General features: G+C 64.2%; 22 protein-coding genes. 10 read left to right on the top strand and 12 right to left on the bottom strand.

Annotated elements, in window-relative coordinates; genetic code table 11:
• Position 1 precedes the first annotated feature (1 nt).
• Positions 2-1492 carry a CoA-acylating methylmalonate-semialdehyde dehydrogenase gene (locus MLGJGCBP_RS22425; RefSeq protein ID WP_160098084.1) on the bottom strand — a complete coding sequence of 497 codons (1491 nt, stop codon included), beginning with the start codon at positions 1490-1492 and terminating at the stop codon, positions 2-4.
• A gap of 110 nt (positions 1493-1602) precedes the next feature.
• On the opposite strand from MLGJGCBP_RS22425, the gene MLGJGCBP_RS22420 reads away from it, so the two are divergent.
• Positions 1603-2496 (top strand): LysR family transcriptional regulator, encoded by an 894-nt coding sequence (locus tag MLGJGCBP_RS22420; RefSeq protein WP_087562005.1) that lies wholly within the window; start codon positions 1603-1605, stop codon positions 2494-2496.
• Positions 2497-2531: 35 nt separating this feature from the next.
• Here MLGJGCBP_RS22420 and MLGJGCBP_RS22415 read toward each other — a convergent pair whose 3' ends face one another.
• The 5 genes from MLGJGCBP_RS22415 to hisD form a co-directional block, all read right to left on the bottom strand.
• Positions 2532-2879, bottom strand: a complete 348-nt coding sequence (locus tag MLGJGCBP_RS22415; RefSeq protein WP_160098082.1) for a WhiB family transcriptional regulator — start codon at positions 2877-2879, stop codon at positions 2532-2534.
• Positions 2880-2976: 97 nt separating this feature from the next.
• Positions 2977-3666, bottom strand: a complete 690-nt coding sequence (locus tag MLGJGCBP_RS51955; protein ID WP_236581264.1) for a substrate-binding domain-containing protein — start codon at positions 3664-3666, stop codon at positions 2977-2979.
• Positions 3630-4064, bottom strand: coding sequence for a LacI family DNA-binding transcriptional regulator (locus MLGJGCBP_RS51950; protein WP_236581271.1), 435 nt, complete (start codon positions 4062-4064; stop codon positions 3630-3632). Before MLGJGCBP_RS51950 ends, MLGJGCBP_RS51955 begins: the two co-directional genes overlap by 37 nt.
• A 237-nt stretch (positions 4065-4301) precedes the next feature.
• Positions 4302-5723 (bottom strand): aspartate ammonia-lyase, encoded by a 1422-nt coding sequence (locus MLGJGCBP_RS22405; RefSeq protein ID WP_160098080.1) that lies wholly within the window; start codon positions 5721-5723, stop codon positions 4302-4304.
• On the bottom strand, positions 5720-7045 hold the full coding sequence (gene hisD / locus MLGJGCBP_RS22400) for a histidinol dehydrogenase (protein ID WP_160098078.1): 1326 nt from the start codon (positions 7043-7045) through the stop codon (positions 5720-5722). The genes MLGJGCBP_RS22405 and hisD overlap by 4 nt, the downstream gene beginning before the upstream one ends.
• 375 nt (positions 7046-7420) lie before the next feature.
• Here hisD and MLGJGCBP_RS22395 point away from each other — a divergent pair, with 375 nt between their 5' ends.
• Complete coding sequence (locus MLGJGCBP_RS22395; RefSeq protein ID WP_160098092.1) at positions 7421-8440, top strand: aldo/keto reductase; 1020 nt, start codon at positions 7421-7423, stop codon at positions 8438-8440.
• A gap of 98 nt (positions 8441-8538) precedes the next feature.
• Here MLGJGCBP_RS22395 and MLGJGCBP_RS22390 read toward each other — a convergent pair whose 3' ends face one another.
• Positions 8539-9396, bottom strand: a complete 858-nt coding sequence (locus MLGJGCBP_RS22390; protein WP_160098090.1) for a mycofactocin-coupled SDR family oxidoreductase — start codon at positions 9394-9396, stop codon at positions 8539-8541.
• Positions 9397-9510: 114 nt separating this feature from the next.
• The gene (locus tag MLGJGCBP_RS22385) at positions 9511-11298 is read right to left on the bottom strand and encodes a thiamine pyrophosphate-binding protein (RefSeq protein ID WP_160098076.1); all 1788 of its coding nucleotides are present in this window, start codon (positions 11296-11298) and stop codon (positions 9511-9513) included.
• 291 nt (positions 11299-11589) lie between these two features.
• On the opposite strand from MLGJGCBP_RS22385, the gene MLGJGCBP_RS22380 reads away from it, so the two are divergent.
• The 7 genes from MLGJGCBP_RS22380 to MLGJGCBP_RS22350 all read left to right on the top strand — a co-directional run bounded on the left by MLGJGCBP_RS22380 (position 11590) and on the right by MLGJGCBP_RS22350 (position 19981).
• Positions 11590-13158 carry a PucR family transcriptional regulator gene (locus MLGJGCBP_RS22380; protein WP_160098074.1) on the top strand — a complete coding sequence of 523 codons (1569 nt, stop codon included), beginning with the start codon at positions 11590-11592 and terminating at the stop codon, positions 13156-13158.
• Positions 13159-13372: 214 nt separating this feature from the next.
• Complete coding sequence (locus MLGJGCBP_RS22375) at positions 13373-14326, top strand: FAD-dependent oxidoreductase (protein WP_268960769.1); 954 nt, start codon at positions 13373-13375, stop codon at positions 14324-14326.
• Positions 14323-14988, top strand: coding sequence for a GMC family oxidoreductase (locus MLGJGCBP_RS22370; RefSeq protein WP_160098070.1), 666 nt, complete (start codon positions 14323-14325; stop codon positions 14986-14988). The genes MLGJGCBP_RS22375 and MLGJGCBP_RS22370 overlap by 4 nt, the downstream gene beginning before the upstream one ends.
• A 43-nt stretch (positions 14989-15031) precedes the next feature.
• Complete coding sequence (locus tag MLGJGCBP_RS22365) at positions 15032-17059, top strand: oxidoreductase (protein ID WP_160098068.1); 2028 nt, start codon at positions 15032-15034, stop codon at positions 17057-17059.
• A 160-nt stretch (positions 17060-17219) separates the two neighbouring features.
• The gene (locus MLGJGCBP_RS22360) at positions 17220-18335 is read left to right on the top strand and encodes an MFS transporter (RefSeq protein WP_236581260.1); all 1116 of its coding nucleotides are present in this window, start codon (positions 17220-17222) and stop codon (positions 18333-18335) included.
• Positions 18336-18618: 283 nt separating this feature from the next.
• Entirely contained in the window at positions 18619-19290 is a 672-nt protein-coding gene (locus MLGJGCBP_RS22355) for an EamA family transporter (protein ID WP_160098064.1), read from the top strand.
• A gap of 139 nt (positions 19291-19429) precedes the next feature.
• On the top strand, positions 19430-19981 hold the full coding sequence (locus MLGJGCBP_RS22350; RefSeq protein ID WP_160098062.1) for a VOC family protein: 552 nt from the start codon (positions 19430-19432) through the stop codon (positions 19979-19981).
• Between the two features lie 56 nt (positions 19982-20037).
• Here MLGJGCBP_RS22350 and MLGJGCBP_RS22345 read toward each other — a convergent pair whose 3' ends face one another.
• Positions 20038-20529: a heme-degrading domain-containing protein gene (locus MLGJGCBP_RS22345; RefSeq protein ID WP_236581259.1), complete on the bottom strand. Its 492-nt coding sequence runs from the start codon at positions 20527-20529 to the stop codon at positions 20038-20040.
• Between the two features lie 319 nt (positions 20530-20848).
• Between MLGJGCBP_RS22345 and MLGJGCBP_RS22340 the strand changes: the two genes are divergently transcribed.
• On the top strand, positions 20849-22402 hold the full coding sequence (locus tag MLGJGCBP_RS22340) for an APC family permease (protein ID WP_160098060.1): 1554 nt from the start codon (positions 20849-20851) through the stop codon (positions 22400-22402).
• Positions 22403-22483: 81 nt separating this feature from the next.
• On the opposite strand, the gene MLGJGCBP_RS22335 is transcribed toward MLGJGCBP_RS22340, so the two are convergent.
• The 3 genes from MLGJGCBP_RS22335 to MLGJGCBP_RS53255 all read right to left on the bottom strand — a co-directional run bounded on the left by MLGJGCBP_RS22335 (position 22484) and on the right by MLGJGCBP_RS53255 (position 25095).
• Positions 22484-24019 (bottom strand): PucR family transcriptional regulator, encoded by a 1536-nt coding sequence (locus tag MLGJGCBP_RS22335; RefSeq protein ID WP_160098058.1) that lies wholly within the window; start codon positions 24017-24019, stop codon positions 22484-22486.
• Positions 24020-24113: 94 nt separating this feature from the next.
• The gene (locus tag MLGJGCBP_RS22330; RefSeq protein WP_160098056.1) at positions 24114-24794 is read right to left on the bottom strand and encodes a ThuA domain-containing protein; all 681 of its coding nucleotides are present in this window, start codon (positions 24792-24794) and stop codon (positions 24114-24116) included.
• A 169-nt stretch (positions 24795-24963) separates the two neighbouring features.
• Positions 24964-25095 (bottom strand): hypothetical protein, encoded by a 132-nt coding sequence (locus tag MLGJGCBP_RS53255; RefSeq protein WP_268960768.1) that lies wholly within the window; start codon positions 25093-25095, stop codon positions 24964-24966.
• Between the last annotated feature and the right edge of the window lie 44 nt (positions 25096-25139).

The following is a 25139-nucleotide window of genomic DNA, read 5'->3' as shown; positions in this document are numbered from 1 at the left end:
CTTATGCGTTCTGGGGGAATCCGAGGTTGAGGCCGCCGTGGCTGGGGTCGAGCCAGCGGGTGGTGACGACCTTGCCGCGGGTGAAGAAGTGGACGCCTTCGGCACCGTGGGCGTGGGTGTCGCCGAACAGGGAGTTCTTCCAGCCGCCGAAGGAGTAGTAGGCCATCGGAACGGGAATCGGCACGTTGATGCCGACCATGCCGACCTCGACCTCGTTCTGGAACCGGCGGGCGGCGCCGCCGTCGTTGGTGAAGATGGCGGTGCCGTTGCCGAACGGGCTGGAGTTGACCAGTTCGAGGGCCTCGTCGTAGGAGTCGACCCGGATGACGGACAGGACGGGTCCGAAGATCTCGTCGGTGTAGACGGACATGTCGGTGGTGACGTGGTCGATCAGGGTCGGTCCGAGCCAGAATCCGTCGGCGCCGCCGTCGGGCTGCACGGTGCGCCCGTCCACGACGATGGTGGCACCGTCCTTCTCGCCGGCGTCGATGTAGGAGGCGACCTTGTCGCGGTGCACCTTGGTCACCAGCGGTCCCATGTCGGAGTCCTTGGTGCCGTCACCGATCTTCAACGTGTTGGTGCGTTCGGTGATCTTCGCGACGAGTTCGTCGGCGATGTCGCCGACTGCGACGAGGGCGGAGATGGCCATGCAGCGTTCACCGGCGGATCCGAAGCCGGCGTTGACCATGGCGTCGGCGGCGAGGTCGAGGTCGGCGTCGGGGAGGACGATGGCGTGGTTCTTCGCGCCGCCGAGGGCTTGGACGCGTTTGCCGTGGGCGGTGCCGGTGGCGTAGACGTACTGCGCGATGGGGGTGGACCCGACGAAGCTGATGGCCTTGATCGCGGGGTTCGTCAGGAGTTCGTCGACGGAGGTCTTGTCGCCATGCAGCACGTTGAAGACGCCGGCGGGCAGTCCCGCCTCGGCCCACAGTTCGGCCATCCAGATCGCGGCGGTGGGGTCCTTCTCGGACGGCTTCAACACCACCGTGTTGCCGGCGGCGATGGCGATGGGGAAGAACCACATCGGGACCATGGCGGGGAAGTTGAACGGGGAGATGATGGCGACGGGGCCGACGGGCTGACGGATCGAATGCACGTCCACGTTCGTCGACGCGTTTTCGGTCATGCCGCCCTTGAGCAGGTGCGCGATGCCGCAGGCGAATTCGACGACCTCCTGGCCGCGGCTCGCTTCACCGAGGGCGTCGGAGACGACCTTGCCGTGTTCGGCGGTGATGATTTCGGCGAGTTCGCCCTTGCGCTCGTTGAGCAGTTCCCGGAACTTGAAGATGATCTGGGTGCGCTTGGCGAGGGAGGTGTCGCGCCACGCGGGGAACGCGGCGGCGGCGGCGTCGATGACGGCGCGGGCGTCCTCGATGCTGGCGAGGGCGACCTGTCCGGTGACGGCGCCGGTGGCGGGGTTGGTGACGGGGGCGGTGTTCCCGCTGGTGCCGGGGAAGGTCTTGTTGTCGAACCAATGGGAGATGACGGCCATGGGATGTACTCCTGGAAAGGTGGGGTGACCACGAGTCTGCTGGGCAACAATGCCTGCGTCAACGAGTAAAATGGCACTTCGGACTGCACATTTGCACGAGGGTGAGGGCGATGTTTACCGCAGACAACATGCGTTACCTCCTGGAGTTGTCGAGAACCGGTCGCCTCGCCGACGCGGCGAAGCGACTCGGTGTCGATCACACGACCGTCTCGCGGAGAATCACCCGACTCGAGAAAGACACGGGTACCAGGCTTTTCGACCGCGGGGTGTCGGGATGGCAGCTCACCGAAGCGGGCAGGCGGCTGGTTCCCCACGCGGAAGCGGTGGAGACCGCGGTACTCGCCGCACTCGACGAGACGTCGTCGCGGGGCGGGCTCACCGGCACCGTCCGGATCATCACGCCCGACGGTTTCGGGTCGTTCGTGCTGGTGCCGGGTCTTGCGGCGGTGCGGTCCGAGCACCCGGATCTGTTCACGGAACTGGTCACCTCGACCACCCACGACCTGCTGACCGGGCGCGACTTCGACATCGCCGTCACCCTCGAACGCCCGTCGCCGCGGTCCGTGGTGGTCCGCAAACTGGCGGAGTACGACCTCCGCCTGTACGCGTCACGGCGCTACCTGAGCGAGCACGACCCCATCACGGCACTCGAGGATCTGCGCCATCACACGCTGATCTGGTACGTGGACGCGTTCCTCGACGTCGAACCGCTGCGCATCCTCGACGCGCTGATTCCGGATTTCCAGGCGCAGATCCAGACCAACAACATCGCCGGTCACTACCAGGCCGTCAAGCACGGCGTCGGGATCGCGCCACTGCCGAGTTACATCGGGGCGCTCGACGACGATCTCGTGCCGATCCTCACCGACGACTTCATCGCCCACCGCACCTACTGGCTCGTCGTGCCGCGGGAACTGACCCGACTCGCACGGGTTAAGGCGATCACCGAGGCGCTCTACTCCATCGTCGACGGCAATCCCGAACTACGCGGCGCAGCAGGGTGACTCACCGAGCTTGCCGGGCCCGTAACGCGTTACCCTCATCCGCGCACACCTGACCGGGCAAGCGGTAGAGCGTCGTTCGAGGTCGAGCAGTGCTCACGGCGGATTCGGCGGGCGTGCCGGCGTCGCTCATTCTCGGTCATGCCTCCCCAGATGCCGTAGGGTTCTCTTGTTGTCAGAGCGTGAGCACGGCACGACCTCAGCACCGGGCAGTCGTGGCAAATCTGCTGTGCCCTCTTCTCTCGCTTCTCGCGGTCCTGACCCCGTTCTTTGTCGGGGGAGAAGAAGACGGTCGATTCGAGCCCGCGGCATGCGGCTGTGTGTCGCCAGTCACCCGGCGCCGATGGTGTGCGTGCGGGCCGCGAGACGGATTCTGCGGTCAGCATTGTTACTCCTCATGTTCTGGAGGCAGACAAGGTGGGTGGTCACTTGAACGGGATCGGCGAATCGGAGGATGAATTATGAAAAGTCCATCACGGTACCCTATGTCGGCGCAGACCCGACGGTGGCACGGACCACGAGCTCAGTGGGTAGCAGGATCTTCCGGCCCGCGCCGCCACCGATGATGTCGAGCAGCAACTGCGCCGCTTCGCGCCCTTTGTCGACGAGCGGCTGCCGAATGGTCGTCAGCCCCGCGGCCTTCGCGGATGGGATGTCGTCGAATCCGACCACCGACAGGTCTTCCGGAACGCGCAGCCCGCGTTCGTGTGCGACGTCCAGGGCTGCCAGTGCCAGCAGGTCCGATGCGGCGACGTCCAGGGCTGCCAGTGCCAGCAGGTCCGATGCGGCGACGATCGCCGTCACCGGCGCGGCGTCCAGCAGCGTTTCCGCAGCCGTCCGCGACAGCTCGTCGTCGAACCCACCGGCTTCGACGACCACGGTGGAAGACCAGGGCACGGCGAATTTCTGGCAGGTAGATCTATATCCGGCGAGTCGTTCTCGCATCACATGATCACGTGTCATGTCGATACGCGCAGCATCGACAGGTCCGCCTATGCCGTCTGGAACGAGCCGATCGACGAGGAAACCGATTCGTCGATGATCGAGCGCGAGTAGGTACTCCGTAGCCTTCTCGGCCGCCTCCCGGTCGTGAATTCCGACTCGTGGCAGGCCACCGGGGTTCGGGCCGTCGATGATCACGAGGGGGAGCTTCCTACTGAGCACCGTCCGCATTCCGGGTGTCCTTCCGGCATGGCGTAGGCGAGAAATCCGTCGACCGCACCGCGGACCAGTACTCCGGAACCTTCCGTCACCCGGGATGATTCGAGGGGGCACGGCAACAGCGACAGAATGACCTCGGCCAGTTCACCGACCTCGGAGATACCCTTGAGCAGTTGAGAAGTCGTCGGGTCGTCGAAGGCGTACCGGAGCGAGTCGGTGATCATCAGTCCCAACGCACCCACCTGACCGGTCCGCAGATTCCGTCCGGCGGGATTGGGGCCCGCGTACCCGAAGCTTGCGGCCACCTGGAAGATGTGGGCGCGACGTGCCGCCGACAGCTTGTGCGGTTGGTTGTACGCATACGAGACCGCAGCCTGCGAGACACCTGCCGCTCGTGCGACGTCGTGCATCGTGGTCACCAACGCAGGTCCCTTCCTTGCGCGTCTGGCCTGGTTCAGCATTGCTCGAGTGCCGCCCGACCCCCGGTGAGGAGGGGCCGGACGGCCGAGCGCAACTCGCCGTCGGCACGAATGTCGGTTCAGGACCGGACGAGTCGCTAGATCACCCGCGGGACCACGGACGTCGTTGTCCGTTCCCCCTGATGCGGGCGATCATGTCGGTGACCTTCGCGGGCCTCTACCTGTGGATCAGCGGGTCGAAGGCGCCGGAACCGGGGTCAGCGAGACGGAACGAGTGAGATTTCCGGGGTGCATCACGCGGTCGAGTTGCTCCTGGGTCAGCAGGCCGCGCTCGAGCACGAGCGCGGCGACGGTGCGACCGGTCGCGAGTGCCTCTTCGGCGATCGCCGTGGCCGCGGTGTAACCGATATGCGGGTTGAGTGCGGTGACGACACCGATCGACGCCTCCACAGTGCGTGCGAGATGCTCGACGTTCGCCTCGATCCCGGCGACGCACCGCTCACGCAGCACCGTGCAGCCGCGAGTGAGCAGTTCGATCGTCTCGAACAGGCAGTGCGCGATGATCGGCTCGAACGCATTGAGCTGAAGTTGCCCGCCCTCGGCCGCCATCGTCACGGTCAGGTCGTTACCGACAACCCGGAAGGCAATCTGGTTCACTACCTCCGGGATCACCGGATTAACCTTGCCCGGCATGATCGACGAGCCGGCCTGCACGGGCGGCAGCGTGATCTCACCGAAGCCGGCGCGTGGCCCCGACGACAGCAGCCGAAGGTCGTTGCAGATCTTGGACAGCTTCACCGCGGTGCGCTTGAGTACCCCGGACAGCTGCACGAACGCCCCCACGTCCTGCGTGGCCTCGACGAGGTTCGACGCGGTGACCACGTCGATGCCGGTGATAGCGGCGAGGTGGTCTCGCACCCGGCCCGCGTATTCCGGGTGAGCGTTGAGGCCGGTGCCGATGGCGGTCCCGCCCAGATTGATTTCGGAGATGAGGGTTGCGGCCTCCCCGAGCCGCTGGGAGTCCTCGTCGAGCATCAGCGCGAACGCACCGAGTTCCTGACCGAGCGTCATCGGCACGGCGTCCTGCAACTGGGTGCGGCCGATCTTCAGCACATCGGCGAACTCCGCCGACTTCAGCGCGAACCCCTCGGCGAGCCCGGTCAACGCCGACTGCAACCGGGTCAGGGCCACCTGGAGTCCGACCTTGACCGCGGTGGGGTACACGTCGTTGGTGCTCTGACCGAGGTTTACATGTTCGAGCGGATGTAGATGCTCGTAGCTACCTCGGGCGTGGCCGAGCAGTTCGAGCGCCCGGTTGGCGACCACCTCGTTGGTGTTCATGTTGCTGGAGGTGCCGGCACCGCCCTGGATGACGTCGACGACGAACTGGTCGTGCAGCGCACCGGTTCGGATCTCCTCGCATGCCTGGACAATTGCGCCGGCCGTGCGCGCAGGTAGAAGTCCGAGATTTGCGTTCGACTGTGCTGCGGCCTGTTTCACCGCAGCGAGCGCGGCCACCATGTCGGGGTGAATGGACAGGGGAATGCCGGTGATCGGAAAGTTCTCCGTTGCGCGCAGGGTGTGGATTCCGTAGTACGCATCGGAGGGAACTTCCCGATCCCCGAGCAGGTCGTGCTCGGTGCGGCTCATCGGTCCGAGGTCACCCGGGTCGGGATGTTGCCCCACGGCAGCGGGGCGTTGCCGAACTTGGCGGCGCGGAGGTCGCCCGATCGGGCGTGGCCCTCGAACTTCTCCAGCCGCGAGACCCGGCCGCAGACCTCACCCAATTGGGCACTTGTCTCGAGGTTGCGGACCTCCTGGTAGGTGAGCGTCTTGAGGAACTTGCCCACCCACAGACCTCCGGTGTAGTTGGCGGCCCCCAGGGTGGGGAGGACGTGGTTGGTGCCGATCAGCTTGTCGCCGTAGGGGACACACGTTCCTTCGCCGAGGAACAGGGCGCCGTAGTTCCGCATGGCGGTGAGCGCCTCGCGGGGCTCCTCGGTGAGGATCTGGACGTGCTCGGACGCGAACTTGTCGGCCAGCGCGTAGGCCGAGGCAAGATCATCGACGACGTGCACTTGGCCGTGGTCGCGCCAGGCAGGGCCGGCAATGGCGTTGGTCTCGAGGCCCGGGAGCAGCGCCTCGATGTGGTCGAGGGTCGCGCGCCCCACTGCCTCGGACGTGGTGATCAGCACGCACGGGGAGTCGGGGCCGTGCTCGGCCTGGCTGAGCAGGTCGACGGCGATGGTGAACGGGTCGGCGTGGTCGTCGGCGACGACGAGGGTTTCGGTCGGTCCGGCGAACAGGTCGATCCCAACCTCTCCGAACAACTGTCGCTTGGCCTCGGCCACGTACGCGTTGCCCGGGCCAGTCAGGATCGAGACCGGGGCGATGGTTTCGGTGCCCAGCGCCAGAGCGGCGATCGCCTGCACGCCGCCGAGGACAAAGATCTCGTCGGCACCGGCGAGGTGCATGGCGGCGACGCTGATCGGTGGTGCCTCGCCGGCGTTCGGCGGCGTCGTCGCGGCGACGCGTTCGACGCCGGCGACCTTCGCGGTCAGCACGGTCATGTGCGCCGACGCGGTCAGCGGGTAGCGTCCACCGGGCACGTACGCGGCTGCCGCGTCGATCGGGACGTTCCGGTGGCCGAGGAAGACGCCAGGCAGGGTCTCGACCTCGATGTCCTGGATCGAATCACGCTGCGCCTGAGCGAAGCCCTGGATCTGACGTTGAGCGAATCGCAGGTCGTCGAGGACCGTCTCCGGAACCGAGCTGACGATCGAGCGCACCTGATCCTCGCTGAGACGGAACGATTCGGGGGACCAGCCGTCGAACTCCTCGGAGTACTTGCGCACGGCGGACTCGCCGTTCGCGCGGACGTCGGCGATGACGGCCGCGACAGTGTCGATGACGGCGGAGTTGCTGGACCGCTGTGCCGGTTCGCCGACGGCGGCCTTGAGAACGAATGACATGGATGCTTCCTTGGCGTCACGGGGATGGAACTGCTTGGTCCAAGCATCCTGGTGTGACACCGAACGCAACAGGCGCAAAGCGGGAACACTTTATGGATGGAAGTGCACATTGTGTTTAGTACCGACCGCGCGAGCATCTGATGCCGTCAGCCGAGGCAACGACCCGGCTGCCATGGTGTCTGCTCGTGGGAGCAATGCGCGCAACCATTCGCCCCGGTGCTGCATACTCTGTGCATTCAGTGGAGGTGTGAGGTCCCCTATTCTTTGAACTGATGGCGCGGCCCGGACGAGTGCAAACTCGGTTATTCAACCCACGAACGCATCACACCGCGCGTGGGACCGCGCTGACATCGACACCACGACGTAGGGATGGATATGAAAGTGGATGCTGCGCGTACGCACGCCCGGTCCGGAATCGATTTCACTGCCGCAGGTTTCGGCGGCGCCCCGATCGGAAACTTCAACCATCCGTTCACCGATACCGCTGCACGCGAAACCGTGGTCAACTCCTGGAATATGGGCATTCGGTACTTCGACACCGCCCCTGGATACGGAAACGGCCTCAGCGAATACAGGCTGGCACACGCCCTCCGCGAGTACGACAGGTCTGAGTATGTGCTGTCCAGCAAGGTCGGACGGGTGGTCACGCCGCGACTCGACGCGCCGACGAGCGACGGTCAGTACAAAGACATTCCGCCCTTCGTTGCGGATTTCGACTACAGCTACGACGGCGTAATGCGCTCAGTCGAACGGAGCATGCAGCGCATGCTGTGCGACCGTTTCGACATCCTGTTCATCCACGACGTGGATCGCTACACACACGGCGCCGCTCAACCGGAATTGTTCAAGCAGGCGATTGAAGGCGCGTACCCCGCGCTCGAGTCACTGCGCGATCAGGGGGTGGTCAAGGCGATCGGGTTCGGGATCAACGACACCGATGTCATGACGGATGCGGTGCGCAGCACCGACGCCGATCTGTACCTACTCGCGGGACGTTACACCCTCCTCGAGCAGGAACCGCTGGACGAAGTGCTGCCACTGTGTGAAGAGCGGGGTATCGGCATCGTCCTGGGAGGCGTGTACAACAGTGGAATCCTTGCCACCGGGCCGATTCCGGCTGCACGGTTCAACTACGCGCTCGCACCGGAGTCGGTGAAGGAGACGGCGGGCCACCTCGAACGTATTTGCAGCGACCACCACGTTCCTCTGGCCGCGGCCGCACTTCAATTCGCGTACGCGCACCCTTCGGTCCTGAGCATCTGTATCGGCGCCCGCAACGTCGAACAGCAGAAGCGAAATGCCGAACTCTTCGACACTCTGATCCCGCAACAGCTGTGGACGGATCTGCGCGAAGCCGGCCTGGTGCGCGACGACGCGCCGACACCCGAGTCCTGATCTGAACGAACGGCCTCCGCACAGCGCCACCGATTGGTGAACGCTGTGCGGAGGTCGTTTTCGTATGTGCGGAACCGAGGATTCTCGTTCCTGATGCCCTACGCCGTCAGGTGTGGGGCCTTGAAAGGTGTCATGGCCCCGGCGTCGATGACCTGTGCAGTGCCTGTGATGTACCGACCGTCGTCCGAGGCCAGGTAGATGACGGCGTTGCTCACATCGACGGGGTCGAGGAAGGGAACCGGCAGCGCGTGCATGGCCTGCAGCGCCGGGAGCGCGTCGGCCTGGGTAGCACCAGCTTTGCCACCTGCGAACATTTGGTTGTACTCGGGGTTGTTGATCATCAGGGTGTTCACGTTGGTCGGGTTGATCGAGTTGACGCGGATCCGATACGGGGCCAGTTCCCCCGACAGCGTGCGCATCAGCCCGTTCACGCCATGCTTCGATGCCGAGTAGTGCCCGACGTTCAGTTCGGCGGTCAGGCCGGAGATGGAGCTGATCAGGATCATCGAACCGCCGTTGCCGCGTTCGAGCAGCGCCGGTACCGTTGCCTTGATCGTCTTCCAGACACCGGTCAGATTCACATCGATCTGATCCTGGAACTGGCGCTCGGTCAGTTCCCACATCGGTGCGACACCGTTGAGAGTGCCCGCATTCGCGACGACGACGTCGAGCCCGCCGAGCTCCGAAACACCTTCCTGTACTGCCTTTTCGAGTCTTGGAAGGTCCCGGACATCGACAGACCGGGCGACGATGCGTCGACCGAGTCCCTCGACGAGGGCCACCGTCTCGTCGAGATCGTCAGGGGTCGACATGGGGTAGGGGACGGTGTCTATCTGGCCGCACAGGTCGAGCGCAATGATGTCAGCGCCCTTCTCGGCAAGACGGCGGACATGGGACCGGCCCTGCCCCCGTGCGGCACCGGTGACGAGCGCAATTTTTCCTACTAACCGTGACACTGGGTCCTCTGCTTTCGAGTCGCGCTTGGGTGTGGGTGGGTCCCGCGCGCGTCGCGGAACCCCGGAAACGAAGACCGCCGCCGCGGGCGAAACCCACGGCGGCGGTGCGAGCAACTACTGGTGCTGCTCGTTCGCGCGTGCCTCGCGATACTCGTCCGCACGCTCATCGGTGATGTGCGGCAGAGGTGGGAAGTCGAGCCATCCCGGCACGAACGGGCTTGCGAGGTCGCGGTCGGTCGGAACCTCGACGAGCACGGGGGCCTTGGCATCGAATGCCCGCTTGAATGTGGGCTCCAGGTCGGCGGGGGAGTCGACACGGAAGGACTCGAGTCCGAAGGACTTGCCGAGATCCTTGAAGCTCGGGCTGTACGGCGTTCCGTCGGGACGGTTGAACTCGGTGCCGATCATGCGGTCCGTGGCGTTCCGCTGCCCACCACGGATCGAGATGTAGCCCGAATTGTCCTGCACCACAAACACGACAGGGATGTCGTGCTGGATCGCGACACCGATCTCCTGCGCCGTCATGAGGAAGTCGCCGTCACCGGTGATACAGGCGACCTGGCGTTCGGGTGCAGCGAGCTTCGCGCCGAGCGCGGCCGGCACAGGCCAGCCCATCGCGGAGAATCCACCGGTGGTGAGGTGGGTGCGGGGCTCGTACACCGGGAAGGTCTGCTTGACCGCTCCCTGAGTGTTGCCCGAACCGACGAGCACGATGCCGTCGCGGTCCATGACATTGCGCAGTGCACCGAGCGGACGCTGGAGCGTGAACGGGAAGCGGTCCGACTCTCGGCGGGCGGAGAGTTGCTCTTCCCAGTCGGCCTTGCGCTCCGCGATCTCGGCGACGTACTCGGAACGAGCCGGGGTGGACGAGGGGAGGCTGTCGACGATCGCGGCGACCGTGGGCTTCGCGTCGGCGACGATGCCGACCTCCGCCGGGTAGATCTTGCCGATCTCGTGGGGGTCGATGTCGATGTGGATGAGCTTCGCCGGCGGGAAGGAGAAGGACTTTCCACGGCTGTAGCTCGAGGCGGACCAGTCGGTGAATCGGCAACCGATGGAAATGACGACATCGGCGTTGGCAGCGAGGTAGTTGCCGTGGATCGTGCCCGTCTGTCCGACGCTGCCGACGAAGAGCGGGTGATCCTCGGGGAAGGCGCTCTTGCCGTTCCAGGTCGTTGCTACCGGGATGTTCTGGGCCTCGGCGAGCGCGAGAACCTCGTCGGTCGCGTTGGCACTGATGGCGCCGCCGCCCACGACGATGACGGGCCGCTCGGCACCGGCGAGCAACGCGGCCGCTCGGCGGACGGCCTCGGGATCGGGGTACTGCAGACCGACGGGAAGCCGGCGCGCGAGGTCATGGAAAGACACGTCGGCGGTCTCGGCGTGCAGGTCCCACGGCACCTCGATGTGCGCCGGACCACGGCGACCGGTCAGCATCGCACTGAACGCGCGGTGCATGATGAACGGCAGATCCTCGATGCTGTTCGCCACCCAGCTGCGCTTGGAGACGGCCTCGGCGACCTGCGGGAAGCCGTTGTCCTTCTGGCGGTCGAGTTCCTGCAGCACGCCGCGGCCGCGCATGTGGCGCGGCGGACCGCCGGTAATGACGAGAACGCTGGTCGAGTCGCTGTATGCGGTGGCGAGACCGAGAACGGTATTGGATGCGCCGGCGCCGATGGACGTCACAGCCGCCATCGGCTGACCCGAGGCGCGGTAGAAGCCGTCGGCGAGATGCACGGCGCTCTGCTCGTGGTACGTCTGGATGAAGGGAATCTTCGATTCCTCTTCGTTGAAGGCATCCATGAGCCCCCAAATTCCATGGCCGGGGATGCCCGCGACGTAGGGCACCCCGTACTGCTTCAGAATCCGGCCGATGACTTGTCCGCCGTTGAGCCTGGGCATTGAAAATCCTCTCTAGTGGGTAGTTCCGTACCGTTGTCGGCGGCACAGGGTCCCTTCCCTTGCATCTATTCGGCTGAATTCCGTGCCGGGCGCCGCAGACGGTGGCCGGTGCGGACGCCGGTCCGGGGCGACGCACCGTAGCGCGGATGCGCGTCCTGTCGACATCAGTTCGGTGATGCGACCACCTTCACGGGTAAGTGTGCACCGGCGTAGATTGCATTTAGAAGATGCATCGTGTGCAACAGTTGCGGTGACTTGTTCACAGTCTGTACAGCGAAGGTGGCGACGCCGATGACAATGACCGTTCACGCAGCCCTCGGCCTCGAGGTGTTTCGCCGTACGAACCTGAAGGTGTACGCGGGGGAGGCCGCCCTGAATCGGGTGATCCGCTGGGTCCATCCCACAGAGGTCCCGGACATAGCCCGGTTCTTGAGCGGTGGCGAGATGCTCCTCACGGCGGGTCTGGGTATCGGCGCTTCGCCGGACCGGCAGCGTCAATATATCGAGGAGGTTGCGAAAGCGGGAGCAGCGGTTCTGGTGATCGAGCTCAGTGGCCGGGCATTCGACCGCATGCCCCGGGCGCTGATCGAAACCGCACAGACGATGAACTTCCCGCTTGTGGGACTCGATGGTGAAGTTCCCTTTGTGGAGGTCTCCGCTCAGGTCCACGAGTCCATCGTCGACCAAAGAGTGGTGGACCTCATGGCCTATGAGCGACTGAACGCGGCATTCATGCAGCTGCTCCTGGAGGGCGGCGACTACGTCCATTTCACGGATACCCTTGCGCGCGAAGTGCAGTGCCCGGTCGTGCTGGAGGATTCGACGCGGCAGGTGATCGCGTACTCGGGCATAACAGATGTTGCGGATCGGATGCTATCGGACTGGGAGCGTCACTCGCGGATCGAACACGACCAGCCAGGCACCGGCAGCTCGAACGAGGCGGGGAACTGTACGCGTCGCGCCGTTGTGCTCCGCGGTGAACGGTGGGGGTGGCTCCACGTCCTTCACGAGGGAGCGACTTTGGCGGGCACCGGTACGTACGCCTTGGATCGCACAGCAGACGGGATCGCTATTGCCCTTCTCGGTATCCGCGAGAGCGGCGCCAAAGCCGCTCAGCGGCAGAACGCCTTGGTGAGTCGGCTGCTTCTCGGAGACATCTCCGGCGGCATGTTCGTTCAACGTGCCCTCCGCATCGGCCGTGACCTCCGTGATCGCGCCCTTATCGCAGTCCTCGTCCTCAAAGAGACGCCGCTGGGAGCGACGAGTGAAGACGCGATGGACGACTTCTGCCGAGTACTTCACGTCCCGGCGGTGGTGGCCGATCTCGGCGAATACACGTTGGCTGTCATGGGCCTGACGAGGCCCGACGTGGAGAAGCAGATCGTCGACAGACTAACGGAGCTGGGAGTCAGTGCGGGCATCAGCCGGCAGGTCGAACCTGCGCAGCTGCCGACCGCGATCGAACAAGCGCGAAGCGCGGTGTCGGTGGCGTCGGCGCGGCCCGACAAGGCGGTACACCGATTCGACGATCTAGGGGTGCTACGACTGCTCGCCTCACTCGCGCAAGGATCCGAACTGGCCCGATACATCGAGGACGAGCTCGGGCCCCTGCTCAAGCACGACGCCAAGGGGGCGAATCCGTTGCTGCCCACGCTGCGAACGTATCTTGCGTGCGAAGGCAACAAGTCCCAGGCTGCGCAGCTTCTGTTCGTGCAGCGTCGCACCCTGTACTACCGTCTCGATCGCATTACGGAGCTGCTCGGGCGCTCGCTGGATGATACGGACGCCCGCCAGGCACTGATCTTCGCCGTCCGCGGGCACGATCTGCTGCACAGGCAGGATCGATCGACGGTCGAGTGATGTCGGGCGCACTACATTCACCGGGTCGAAAAGGGTAGCCTCGGCTAACTAAGCGCGACAGCGACCTGCGTGGTCTGGAATCCGTTGCACGCAGTGCGCAATTTGGGAGCCTACTTCTGCTCACTATGCCCCTCTGAACAGCATTGATGCCGCACTAGATTCAATTCTCAACCCACAATTCTGGGCGACGGCTGATGGTTTCAGGGAGACATGTATGTCGAATGCGATTACAGCACTGCAGTCACAGGTCATCACCGATCCACCGGACATCCTCGAGTGCGACGTCGCGATCATCGGATCGGGAATGGGCGGTGGAACGCTCGCCTACGCGCTCAAGGATTCGGGAGCGAAGGTTCTGATCATCGAGCAGGGCGACTTCCTGCCTGTCGAGCGTGAAAACTGGTCGGCAGAAGCAGTTCATGCCGAAGGGCGCTACAAGAACTCGGCCGCATGGCACGACAGGACGACGGGCAACGATTTCGTACCGGGCAACTACCACTACGTGGGCGGCAGCACGAAGCTGTACGGCGCGACGCTTCCACGGTTTCGCGAGTGCGATTTCAGGGAGATCGAGCACCCCGACGGTACCTCGCCGGCGTGGCCGTTCACCTACGACGAACTCGAACCGCACTACGGCGAAGCCGAGCGGATGTTCTGGGTGCACAGCAACAAGGGGGAGGACCCGACAGACCCTTGGCGCTCAACGGATTACCCGTTCCCTGGCGTGCCGCACGAGGGTGCCATGGCGAGGCTGGTCGACAGCGCGAGGCAACAGGGTCTGCATCCGTTCGCGGCCCCGCAATCTATCGACTGGAGGCCGGGCGGACCCTGTGTCCTGTGCGACACGTGCGACTCGTTCGCCTGCATGGTTGACGCCAAGGGTGATGCGGACGTCGCAGCCGTCCGCCCGGCCCTGCAAAGCGGAAACGTACAGTTGCTGACCAACGCGGAGGTCAACCGTCTCGACACGGACGCCGGCGGGCGTACCGTCACGCACGCGCGGATCACCCACAACGGCAGGAACATCACGGTCAAGGCCGGGCGATTCGTAATCGCCTGTGGCGCCGCCAATACCGCGTCGCTGTTGCTTCGCTCGGCATCGAGCACCCACCCGAACGGGTTGGCCAACACATCCGATCAGGTCGGCCGCAACTACATGGCCCAGTGACGACCTTCTTCCTGGCCATCGATCCCCGTCGAAAGAACGAGGCGGTGTATCAGAAGACGATCGGTATCAACGACTGGTACGAAGCCGGGCCCACGACCCGGTACCCGCTCGGAAACGTGCAAGGACTCGGCAAGCTGCGCGGCCCGATGGCCAAGCGGGGCAAGCCCTGGGTGCCCATGCCGATCCTCGAGGAGGTCACCAAGTACACCCTCGACCTCTTCATCCAGACCGAGGACCTACCGCTGCCCGAGAACCGCGTGACCGTCAACAGCCGGGGACAGGTCGAGATCGAGCGACGGGAGACGAACCTTTCCGCACATCGTGAACTCATCAAGCGGATGAAGAAGGTCGTTCGCCGTGCCGGCTTTCCTGTCGTCCTCACTCAGAGTCTCGGAGTCGAAGCCACCTCACACCAGTGCGGAACGGCACGGATGGGCCACGACGCCGCCACCAGTGTCGTCGACGAAAACCTGAAAGCGCATGACCTGGACAATCTCTGGATCGCCGACAGTTCCACATTTCCATCGTCGGCAGCGGTCAACCCGGCGATCACCGTGGCGGCACTCTCACTTCGACTCGGCCGGTCCGGTCAGCTCACCCCGGGGGGACAGTGCTCATCGGCCACGGCAAGTTCCGCGGCAGCGATCTCCCCCGATCATTAGAGATATTCAACTACACAGCCACATCCTCACAAGGAGACATGGAATGACGTCCACGATCGCCAGTACCGCAGCAACAGTGGATCCTGCGCTGGCGCCGCTCTTCGAACCGATCACCCTGGGGAAAGTGGAGATCCGCAACCGCGTGGTCATGACGGGCCACGGCACCGGTATGGCGAAGAATCACCTGCCCTCCGAGCAGCACGTCGCCTACTACCGCGAGCGCGCCAAAGGTGGCGCGGGACTGATCGGCATGGCCTTCCCGCAGGTTCACCCGTCGTCGCAGAACGTCCCGAACGAGGTGCGCGCGTACTACCCGGAAGTCGTCCCCGGCCTGCGCAAGATCGCAGATGCCGTGCACGAGTATGGGGCGCGCATCGTCATGCAGCTCGGCCACACCGGACGGCAGAGCAGCTCGACCTGGACGGGACGTCCGCTGTGGGGACCCTCCAACACCCCGTGTCCGTTCAACCTCGAAATGCCGAAAGAGATGGAAGTCGAGGACATCGACGAGATCGTCGCGGGTCACGCGCTCAGCGCTCGTCATGCCAAGCAGGCAGGAATCGACGGAGTCGAAATCCACTCGGGCTACGGCGGATATCTGCTGGCCTCGTTCCTGTCGCCCTTCTCCAACCAGCGCACCGACGAGTACGGCGGATCACTCGAGAATCGGATGAGGTTCCTGCTCCGTGTCATCGAAGCAGTACGCGAAGAGGTCGGACCCGACTACCTCATCGGCATGAACCTGCAGGGCAGCGACTTCAGCCCCGGCGGACTCGAGATCGACGATGCGAAGAAGATCGCCCTCGCCTGCACCGCGACCGGTGCCATCGACTACATCATCGTCAAGGGTGCAACCTACCTGGAAGCCCACCAGAATGTCCCCGACATGCAGCACCCCAAGCGCATCTGGGAGAGCCTCGCCGCCGCGGTCAAGGAAGTGGTCGACGTTCCGGTGATTGCCGTCGGCCGCGTCAACGTCCCCGAGGATGCTGTCGACATCATCAATCAGGGTCACGCAGACATGGTCGCCATGACGCGTCAGCAGATCGCCGACCCGGAGACGGTGAATAAAATGAAGGAAGGCCGCATCGACGAGATCCGTCGGTGCATCGGCTGCAACCAGGGGTGCATCGACCGCCTGTTCAAACCCACACACAGTTCGTGCGTCCACAACCCCGCGGCGGGGTTCGAGCGGGAACTGGGTTCCGACACATTGGTTCAGGCGACGATCCGGCGCCGCGTCGTCGTCATCGGAGCCGGCCCCGCAGGCATGAAGGCAGCCGAGGCGTCCGCACGCCAGGGCCACGAGGTCATCCTCATCGAACGCCGCCCGATTACCGGCGGTCAGTTGCGGATCGCGGACAAGATCAAGGGACGTGACGAGATCGGATTGGTGATCGACCACCTCGACGTCATGATCCGCAAGTACGGCGTAGACGTTCGCCTCGGATGGGCAGTAACGGCCGAAGAAGTGCTGGCTCTGGCACCGGACCACATCATCGTCGCGACCGGGTCCGCTCCCGGAGATGACATCGTCGGCAACCTCTCTCTCGGCATCAAGTCCACCCCGGGACTCGACCAGAACCACGTGCTGTCGGTGTGGGACGTGCTCGAAGACTCCAAGGCCGTGGGCAACCATGTAGCGGTGGTCGACGACGGCGAAGGCGGCTGGAAGGGAATCGGCCTTGCCCTGCAGTTCGCGGAGGAAGGACGGGAGGTGGAGTTGCTGACGGTGCTGCCGTTCGCCGGATCGAAGCTGGGACCGTTCAGCGCCAATCTCGCGGTTCCGCGAATCCACAACGCGGGCATCAAGACACACCCGTTCACCAGCCTCACCGCCGTCGAGGGATCGACCCTGCACATCAACGAAAAGGGGCGAGTGGAGACACTCCACGACATCGACACGGTTGTCCTCGCCGGTTGGCACCGACCCGTCAACGACCTGTACTTCGCACTGAAGAACAGCGGGATACCGGTCGAACGCATCGGTGACGCGGTGGCGAGCCGAACGATGCTCGAGGCGGTCCACGAGGGTGAGCGCGCCGCGCGCCGTGTCGGCGTGCTCGCCTGACAGCGGTCGGCGGCGAGCCGCCACTGCCGGTCCGGCCCGGGGTGCGGACGGACCGGCAGCAACCCGCGCTCCGATCCCCAGTTGAAACCGGAATCGAAACGGAATCATGGCTCCAGTCACACAGACGATTTCTCCAGCCGTTCGCAGGTCGCGAGTCTCGGTGTTCGCGCTTTTCGTCGTCTTCGGGCTGGCCGTGTCCACGTGGGCGGTCCACATACCCTCTATTCAGCAGCAGACGGGCATCTCCACGGCGATGCTGGGAACGATGCTGCTCGTGCTCGGGGCAGGCGCCCTCGTCGGCATGCAGATCACGGGACCGCTGATCACCCGATTCGGTGGCGGCACCACGGGGGTCGTTGCCGGGGCGGCGATGTCGATCCTGTTGGTCGGACCCATGCTGGCGACCGACAAGACCGAACTACTCGTCGGTCTGACGCTCTTCGGGCTCGCCATGGGCGGAACGGACGTGTCCATGAATGCGCAGGCTGTGGTGGTCGAGCAGGACTACGAGCGGTCGATCATGTCGGCGTTTCACGCGGTCTTCTCGGTAGGCAGTGTCATCGGATCCCTGATCGGGGCGGCGACACTTGCCCTCGAATGGACCATGACGACCACAGCGGTCGTGATGTCCGGGACGTGCCTGCTGCTCACACTGGCGGCAGCGGCGCACCTCGTGCGGTTCAGCCGCCCCACCCGGCCGGTGGACGAGACGGGTTCCACTCCTGTCCGCACCCGCACCGTGCAACGCCGCCTCGTCGTCCTCGGCGCACTCGCCTTCCTGCTGTTCCTCTCCGAGGGCGCCGCAATGGACTGGAGCAGCATCCATGCGCAGGAGCACCTGGGCGCTACCGAGGCGGTCGGAGCACTGGCCTTCGGCGCATTCGTGACGATGATGACGGTGGGCCGGTTCAGCGCCGACCGTGTCGCCCAGCGCCGGGGCGGACAGTGGGTGGTGCGCGTCGGATGCGCGGTCGCATGCGCCGGGATGGGAATCGTCCTACTCTCGTCCGTCGTACCTCTGACAATGGTCGGCTGGGCGATCTTCGGACTTGGACTGTCGGGAAGTGTTCCCCAGGTCCTGTCCACCGCCGGCAACCTCGACGGAACATCGGGAACCGACTTCTCCCGCGTCGTCGGCCTCGGGTACGGAGCACTGCTCGCCGGGCCGGCGCTGATCGGATGGCTGGCCGAGCACGTACCGATCAACACAGCCATGCTGATTCCGCTGTGCGCCACCGCGATCTGCTGCGCAGCGGCCGGGAATATCGGCCGCTAGCCGGCGGCACCGGCCGGCGAACCGCGCCCAACCGAAGGTACCTATGTCCGAATTATCCAGCCGATCCGCCCGTTCGGCAGCGCTCGGAGCGATGGTGCTCAGTGGAGTGTCTTTCCAGCTCGGCGCTGCAGTCGGGGCACTGATCATGCCGACGGTCGGATTCGTGGGTGTAGTGGCGATCCGTATGATGGTCGCTGCGCCTGTATTGCTACTCGTGGGACGTCCGCAACTTCGAGACTTCTCACGGAGACAGCTGATTCAGGTCATCGCACTGGGTGTCGTGATGGCCACTATTAGCCTGACCCTCTTTGCCGCGATCGAACGCATCGGTTTGGGACTCGCAGTAACCATCGAGTTTCTCGGCCCGCTCACGATCTCGCTCATCGCATCCCGACGCATGCGAGATGCGGTTGGTGCTTTCATTGTCGCAGCTGCCGTGGTACTGCTGGCGGGCGCCGACGGGCAGGTCGACCTCGTTGGCATACTTCTCGCATTCGTCGCGGCGACGTGCTGGGCAACCGCAATCACCCTCAACGGATCGGTAGGCAGATCGATTCCCGGAAACGCGGGACCAGCAGTAGCCATGACCGTGGGCGCCGTCTTCGTCGTTCCCGTCGGCCTGGCGGCCACCGGAACCAACTTCCTCGACTTGCACGTGCTCTGGGCGGGTGCAGGCACTGCCCTTCTGGCATCGGTGTTTCCACCCCTGTTGGAGCTGTTTGCGATTCGGCGGCTCAGCCGTCCCGCTTACGGAACCTCGATGGCGCTGTATCCGGCAGTCGCGGCTCTGTGCGGGTGGGTCATCCTGGGCGAAAGTCTCAGCATCGTCAAGTGGTGCGCGGTGTCGACGATCTGTGTGGTCAGCGCTCTCGCGACATACTCGGCCTCCCGGCCGGGCGAACAACTGACGGTGCCCGACACGTACTCCCGCTCGACTCAGACATCGCGTGCATGATGCGGCCGGAGGGTTGCACGGTCTGTGCACTCGTTTTCCCGCACTGGGGTTCTAGGGTCGAACGTGAACAGATAGCTGAGCGCCGCTCTAAATCAGATACCCGCTACTCCCGTTCAACTACACATCAATTGGAGTAATAATGGTCAGATCACAGCCTGCGCGAGTACCCACATTACGGTCCGTCGACCACGTGGCGTTCACCGTCCCCGTTCTCGCCGACGCGGTGGCGTTCTTCGTCGACCACTTCGGCGGTGAACTGGTCTACGAGGACGGGCCGTTCGCAGACTCTGCGTCGGACGGGATGTACAGGCGTCTGCACGTGGATCCGAAGGCGGTCTGTCGGATCGCGATGGTTCGGGTCGGTCGGCACATGAATATCGAGCTCTTCGAATACGATGCCCCGGAACAGGCTCCGGCGCCGCCCCGGAACAGTGACATCGGTGGACACCATCTTGCCTTCTACGTCGACGACATCGACCTGAGCTACGAATATGTGCAGTCGATTCCGGGCGTCGAGGTGATGGAGGGGCCGAACGGTGTCGACGACCGGGCCCCCGTCGCGGGTCAGCGATGGTTCTATTTCCGGACACCCTGGGGCATGCAGATGGAACTGACCACCTGCTCGACCGGAGGGTTCTACGAGGGACTTCCTGGCTCACGCATGGCGCCACCGGCCGACCGCTGGCGATAGCAAACGTCGCGGAACGATGGGGGCCGGGAATATGCCTCCCGGCCCCGTTCCCGAACTCAGCGTCCGCGGTGCTCCCTGAGTACTTCCACCACGAGCGCGTGGTCCTCTTCTTCAGCTAACCCGGAGACGCCCACCGCGCCGATCAACGACCCCCGGACCCTCAGCGGCACCGCGCCGCCCGCGACAGCGAATTTGCTGCGCTCGTATCCATTGTCGGCAAAATAGTCGCCGCCAGCTGCACGCTGAGCGCAGCCGATCGCGTACGACGCCGTGTTGTGTCGGCGCACCACCCGGAACTTGCGGTCGAGCCAGTCGTCGTTGTTGGCGGACGACCCGGGCAATGCCGCGTGGAACACTCGTTGTTCGCCGAAAACGACGGCGATGGCGACCGGATGGTTTCGTTCGCGAGAGATATCCACGAGACGCCCTCCGACCGACCACGCATCGTCGTATCCGAAACGCTCGAACGAGAGCTCGTCGACTTCTGCCATCACATCGGTGTGGATCAACCCCCACTGAGTTTCGGACTGAACCTTGTTATCGATCAATGCTTACAGCCTTTCTCGGGTTCGTCAGTGCGGCTGGACCGCACGGTCGGCATTCTCGACGAGGCTGAGAACATACCATCAAAGCGAGAGTTGCGCGGGACAATTCGGTTAATACGACCGTCTTTAGTAAGAGTGATCTCTCTGTGTAACAGACCGAACAATGGGTGAAGAACGGCGCCTGCGAATTGCACAGATTGGGTATGCCGAAGGCGCCAGCGGCAGTGCGAGATTGAACAAGTGGAAGCCAGCACACGGATCAATCTCGGCGTCGGATCCCGTTGGCCCTCAACGCACGCCGCATCCATTCATGAGGAGCAAGATGTCAACCAGTAGTTCAGGACAGCCGCTGTCCGGTGATGACGCGCATCTGCGCGTGCTGGGTTACGAAGAGAATTTCGACCGCAAGATCGGCATGTGGTCGAACTTCGCCCTCGGATTCCTCTACCTGTCACCGTTGGTGGCAGTGTTGTCAATGTTCACTCAGGCCCTCACCACTGCGGGTCCGCCGTCGATCCTGTGGCTTCTCGTGGCCGCCGGTGGCCAGCTGCTCGTCGCCATGGTGTTCGGCGAGATCGTCTCCCAGTTCCCCATCGCGGGCGGGCTGTACCAGTGGGCCAGGCGCCTGTGGAACGGGAAATACGCCTGGATCCTCTCGTGGATCTACATTTCCGGCGTCGTGGTCGGATGCACCACGACGGCGATGTTCAGTGCGGACTTCGTCCTCGCACTGTTCCACGGAGATTCGGACATCTCGTCTACTCCGGGGCAGAAGCTGGTCATCGCGACGATCATGGTGCTCATCGCCCTCGTACTGAACTCGACCGGAAGCAAGACGTTGGCGACGATTGCGAAGGTGGGTCTGGCGGCGGAACTCGCGGGGATCATCCTGGTCGGGCTGTTCCTGCTGATCTTCCATCGCGAGAACGACTTCTCGGTCCTCTTCGACACCATGGGCGCGGGCGACGGTGAATACTTCAACGCATTCGTCACCGCGGCGATCATCGGTTTGGTCCTCTACTACGGCTTCGAAGCCTGTGGTGAGGTCGCTGAGGAAACCCCCAACCCAAGCCGCATGATTCCCCGTTCGATGATGCTGACGGTGATTCTCGGTGGTGCCGCGGCCTTCTTCTCCTTCGTCGGCTACATCCTGGCGGCACCGAATCTGCAGGGAATCGTCGACGGCGAGGTAGCCAACCCGATCACCGCAATCTTGAACGACACCCTCGGAACGTTCGGCACCAAGGTCTTCCTCGTCGTGGCACTGACGTCCTTCCTCGCGTGCGTTATGGGCCAGCAGGCGGCCGGCAGCCGGTTGATCTTCTCCTTCGCTCGCGACGACATGTTCCCGGGAAGCCGCGTATTCAAGAAGATCTCCGCGCGCAAGGTGCCCGTCAACGCCACCATCGCCGTCGCCGGACTCCCGATCGTCCTGTTCTTCCTGCTGTACTTCATCCCCGATGCGTTGTTCCGCGTGGCTGCGTTCCAGATGCTCGCCGGCTACTTCGCCTTCCAGATGGTGGTGTTCGCCGCGCTGCGTGCGAGAACCAAGGGATGGAAGCCCGGCGGAAGTTGGACTCTCGGCAAGTGGGGATGGCCTGTGAGCGTCGGCGCGCTCATCTACGGTGTGGTCTCCATGATTCTTCTCGCTCGACCGAACGGCGACACCAGCCTCCCGTTCTACGATCGCTGGATCGCACTGATCGGCTTCGTGATCGTCGCAGTCATCGGACTCGTGTACATGACGATCGCAAAACCGTACGAGCGATCGTCGGCCCCTGAGGGCGATGCCATCGAGATCGCCAATCGTCTTCGCGGTCATCATCACAGCAGGAGCGGCGAACCCGATCGCGATCAGGAACTGGTCAGGGACTGATAGACAACAGCGTGCCTCCGGCAGGGACATTCGGTCCGGGCCGGAGGCACCCTCGACTCATCGCCGACGTCGGATGCCGTTCTAGCGGGGTGGGGTCCGGCGCGACACGACGGAGGACCCCTCCAACAAGTCGAGACCCTTGACCGCCAGCAACAAGCTCTGGCGGGTTGCTGCGTCATCGAGTGATTTGCCGAGGATCTCCGAGATTCGCGTGAGTCGGTTGTAGAGGGTGCGGCGCTGGATGAACAGGCTCTCTGCCGCCTCGGTCTTGCGACCGTCCACCTCGAGGAATGCGCGCAGCGTAGGTAGGAGGGGAGCGGAGGAGCGAGCGTCCTTCGTGAGCAGCGGGCCGATCTCGTCCTCGACGTAACTCGCCAATTCCGGCCCCTGGGCAAGTGCGACCAACAGCCGTTCCACTCCAAGGTCGTCGAAGTCGAGAATGGGAGTATTCGTCAACGATCGGGCGACCGCGGCGGCACTCTTGGCCTGCGTGACTGCTACGGGAAGCATCTGTGCTGTCACCGCACGGCTCACTCCGCCCCCCTGCGCTGCGTCACCCAGGTAGCCGAGCAGGTTCTCGCGGTCGGTCTTGGCGGACGTCACGGCCACGGTGTACTCGCCCAGGTCCGCGCTGATCACCGCGACGTCGTCGTGGCGGCGGATCCGGGTGCCGGTCGACGCATCATCTCGGTGATCCTTGTTCGCAATGGCGACGATGATGCGGCCGGAGCCGAGTTGATAGCCGAGGCGGCTCGCCTGCTCGACGAACTCGGCGCCCGTCAGGTCGCCCAGCAGCAGTCGCGTGATGAGCGACGTACTACGTTGGTCGTCACGTGCCTCACGGCTGCGATCGGTCAATAAAGAGATCGCGACCGCGGCCGCTCCCCGTTCCACCGCGAACACCACGCCGTCGCGATCGGCGGACGGACCGAGCAGTACGTGGATCCATCCCCAAGGCTGGCCGCGCATCAGCACCGGCCGGCGTACGCATTCGGCATCATCGCTGTGGAGCCCGCGCGCGTGGCGCTCCCACTCTTCGATCTCCACCCCGTTCAAGTCCCCGACGTAGGCCGTCACCCGGTTCACGATGTTTTCCAGCACGACCGCGCCACCCGTGAGACGGGACAGTGTTTGAACGATCGCGAGGGAGTCCGCCCCCATCAGCAGGAGCTCGGAGAAGGTCGACTCCACTTCTCGCTCACGCGTAAGAGCGCCCAGCCGAATGTTGGTGAGGATCTCGTGGACCTGCGCCGAGACACCTGCGAACGGTACCTCCTGGGACAGTCCCACAATCGGAAGCCCGCACGTGGCGCCTTCCTGGATGACGGCGTCCGGGACGCGGTCGAACATCCGCCCCGACTCTTCGATCACGAGGGCAGCGGCCCCCGCTCGCGCGACGGCGCGAACGAAGACCTGCTGGAGGGCAGCGGTGTTCCCCATCCCGAGTCCGGCGGTGAGTAGGAGTTCGCCGCCGCGAAGGAAGCGCGCGATGTCTGAGATCTCCGACGAGTGCACCCAGCGGACCTCACGGTCGAGGTTGTCGCCACCCGTCAGTACTCGAGCACCGGCCTTCTTCAGGAGGTCGAGTTCGAGTGCGTCGGCGACCGTGAAATCCATATCTCACCATATACAAAGTGTGTAAACCAGAATACGAACTTGCCCCGGCTTGCGTCCGTATGGAGCGTCGACGCTGCCGCGAGAGCCGGACGCGTTACTCGTTTTCGGACGGCTTCGTCGCGCGGGCGGCATAGCGCAACCCCTGCTTGGTCAGACGGCGGATGTTCGGGTTTGCGAGGTCGGCGGGGGTGTGGCCGATCGAGTGATAGAAGACCCGTCCTGTGCCCCAGTCGCGCACCCAGGACACAGGGCTGCGCAGTCCCTCGAGCCACGGCAGGTGCTCGCCCGTGAACACCGTTTCGGCGAGAACATGGTTGTTGGGGTCGGCGTGCATGTAGTACTGCTCGGACGCGACGTCGAAGTCCTCGACATCCGCGGTGACTTCGTGGTCCCGGTCGGTGATCGTCACCCGGTACGGCTGCGGGTACGCCTCGCCCCCAGGGTGTTCGATGAAGTCGCCGCCGAGAAGGAAGTGATACTTCAGGCTTGCGCGGAACGCGGCCGACGCACCGTGCCAGGCGGCCACGCCCGTCCCGGCCGCGACGGCGTCGAGGAGGTTCTTCTCCTGGGAGTCGCTGAGGTCCTCGGTGGTCAGCGCGTTGTTCCATCCGAGCACGATGAGGTCGTACCCCGACAGGTCGCGGTCCAGAGTGAAGATGTCCTGCGACTCCTCGACGTCGAAGTCGAGTTCGTCGAACAGGTCGCGGGACCAGGCCGCGATGTCGTAGGGGTAGTGGCCGGGCCAGCCGCCGTACAGGTACAGGACATTGGTCATTGTGTGAGCTCCTTAGTGATACGATTCACTTTAGGTGGTGAATCGTATCACCTAGTTGATTCGAGTCAACCCCGCCTGCGCTCGGCCGGCGAAGAATCCCGATGGACGCAGAAGGGCTTTCTGGCAAAGATCCATTGTGCTGCAGCGTGAATGATGCTCCGGTCGGGAATCAGAGCCATTCTGTTTCGAGGTCGAGTCGGCGTTGTTCGACGACTGCCAGTGCAGCGAGGAACAAATACACGACCAGAACGATGACGATGGGGACGCCAACGAGAACAGCGACAATTCCCAATGCTTCCATGAGCTACTCCACGAGTGGATCGGACGGTAATCGAGGGAGGAACG

This window comes from Rhodococcus sp. T7, assembly GCF_009872365.1.
In the GTDB taxonomy this organism is placed as follows: Bacteria; Actinomycetota; Actinomycetes; order Mycobacteriales; family Mycobacteriaceae; genus Rhodococcus_F.
Note: the sequence above shows the minus strand (reverse complement) of the source record. Positions and strands in the feature narration are given on the sequence as shown.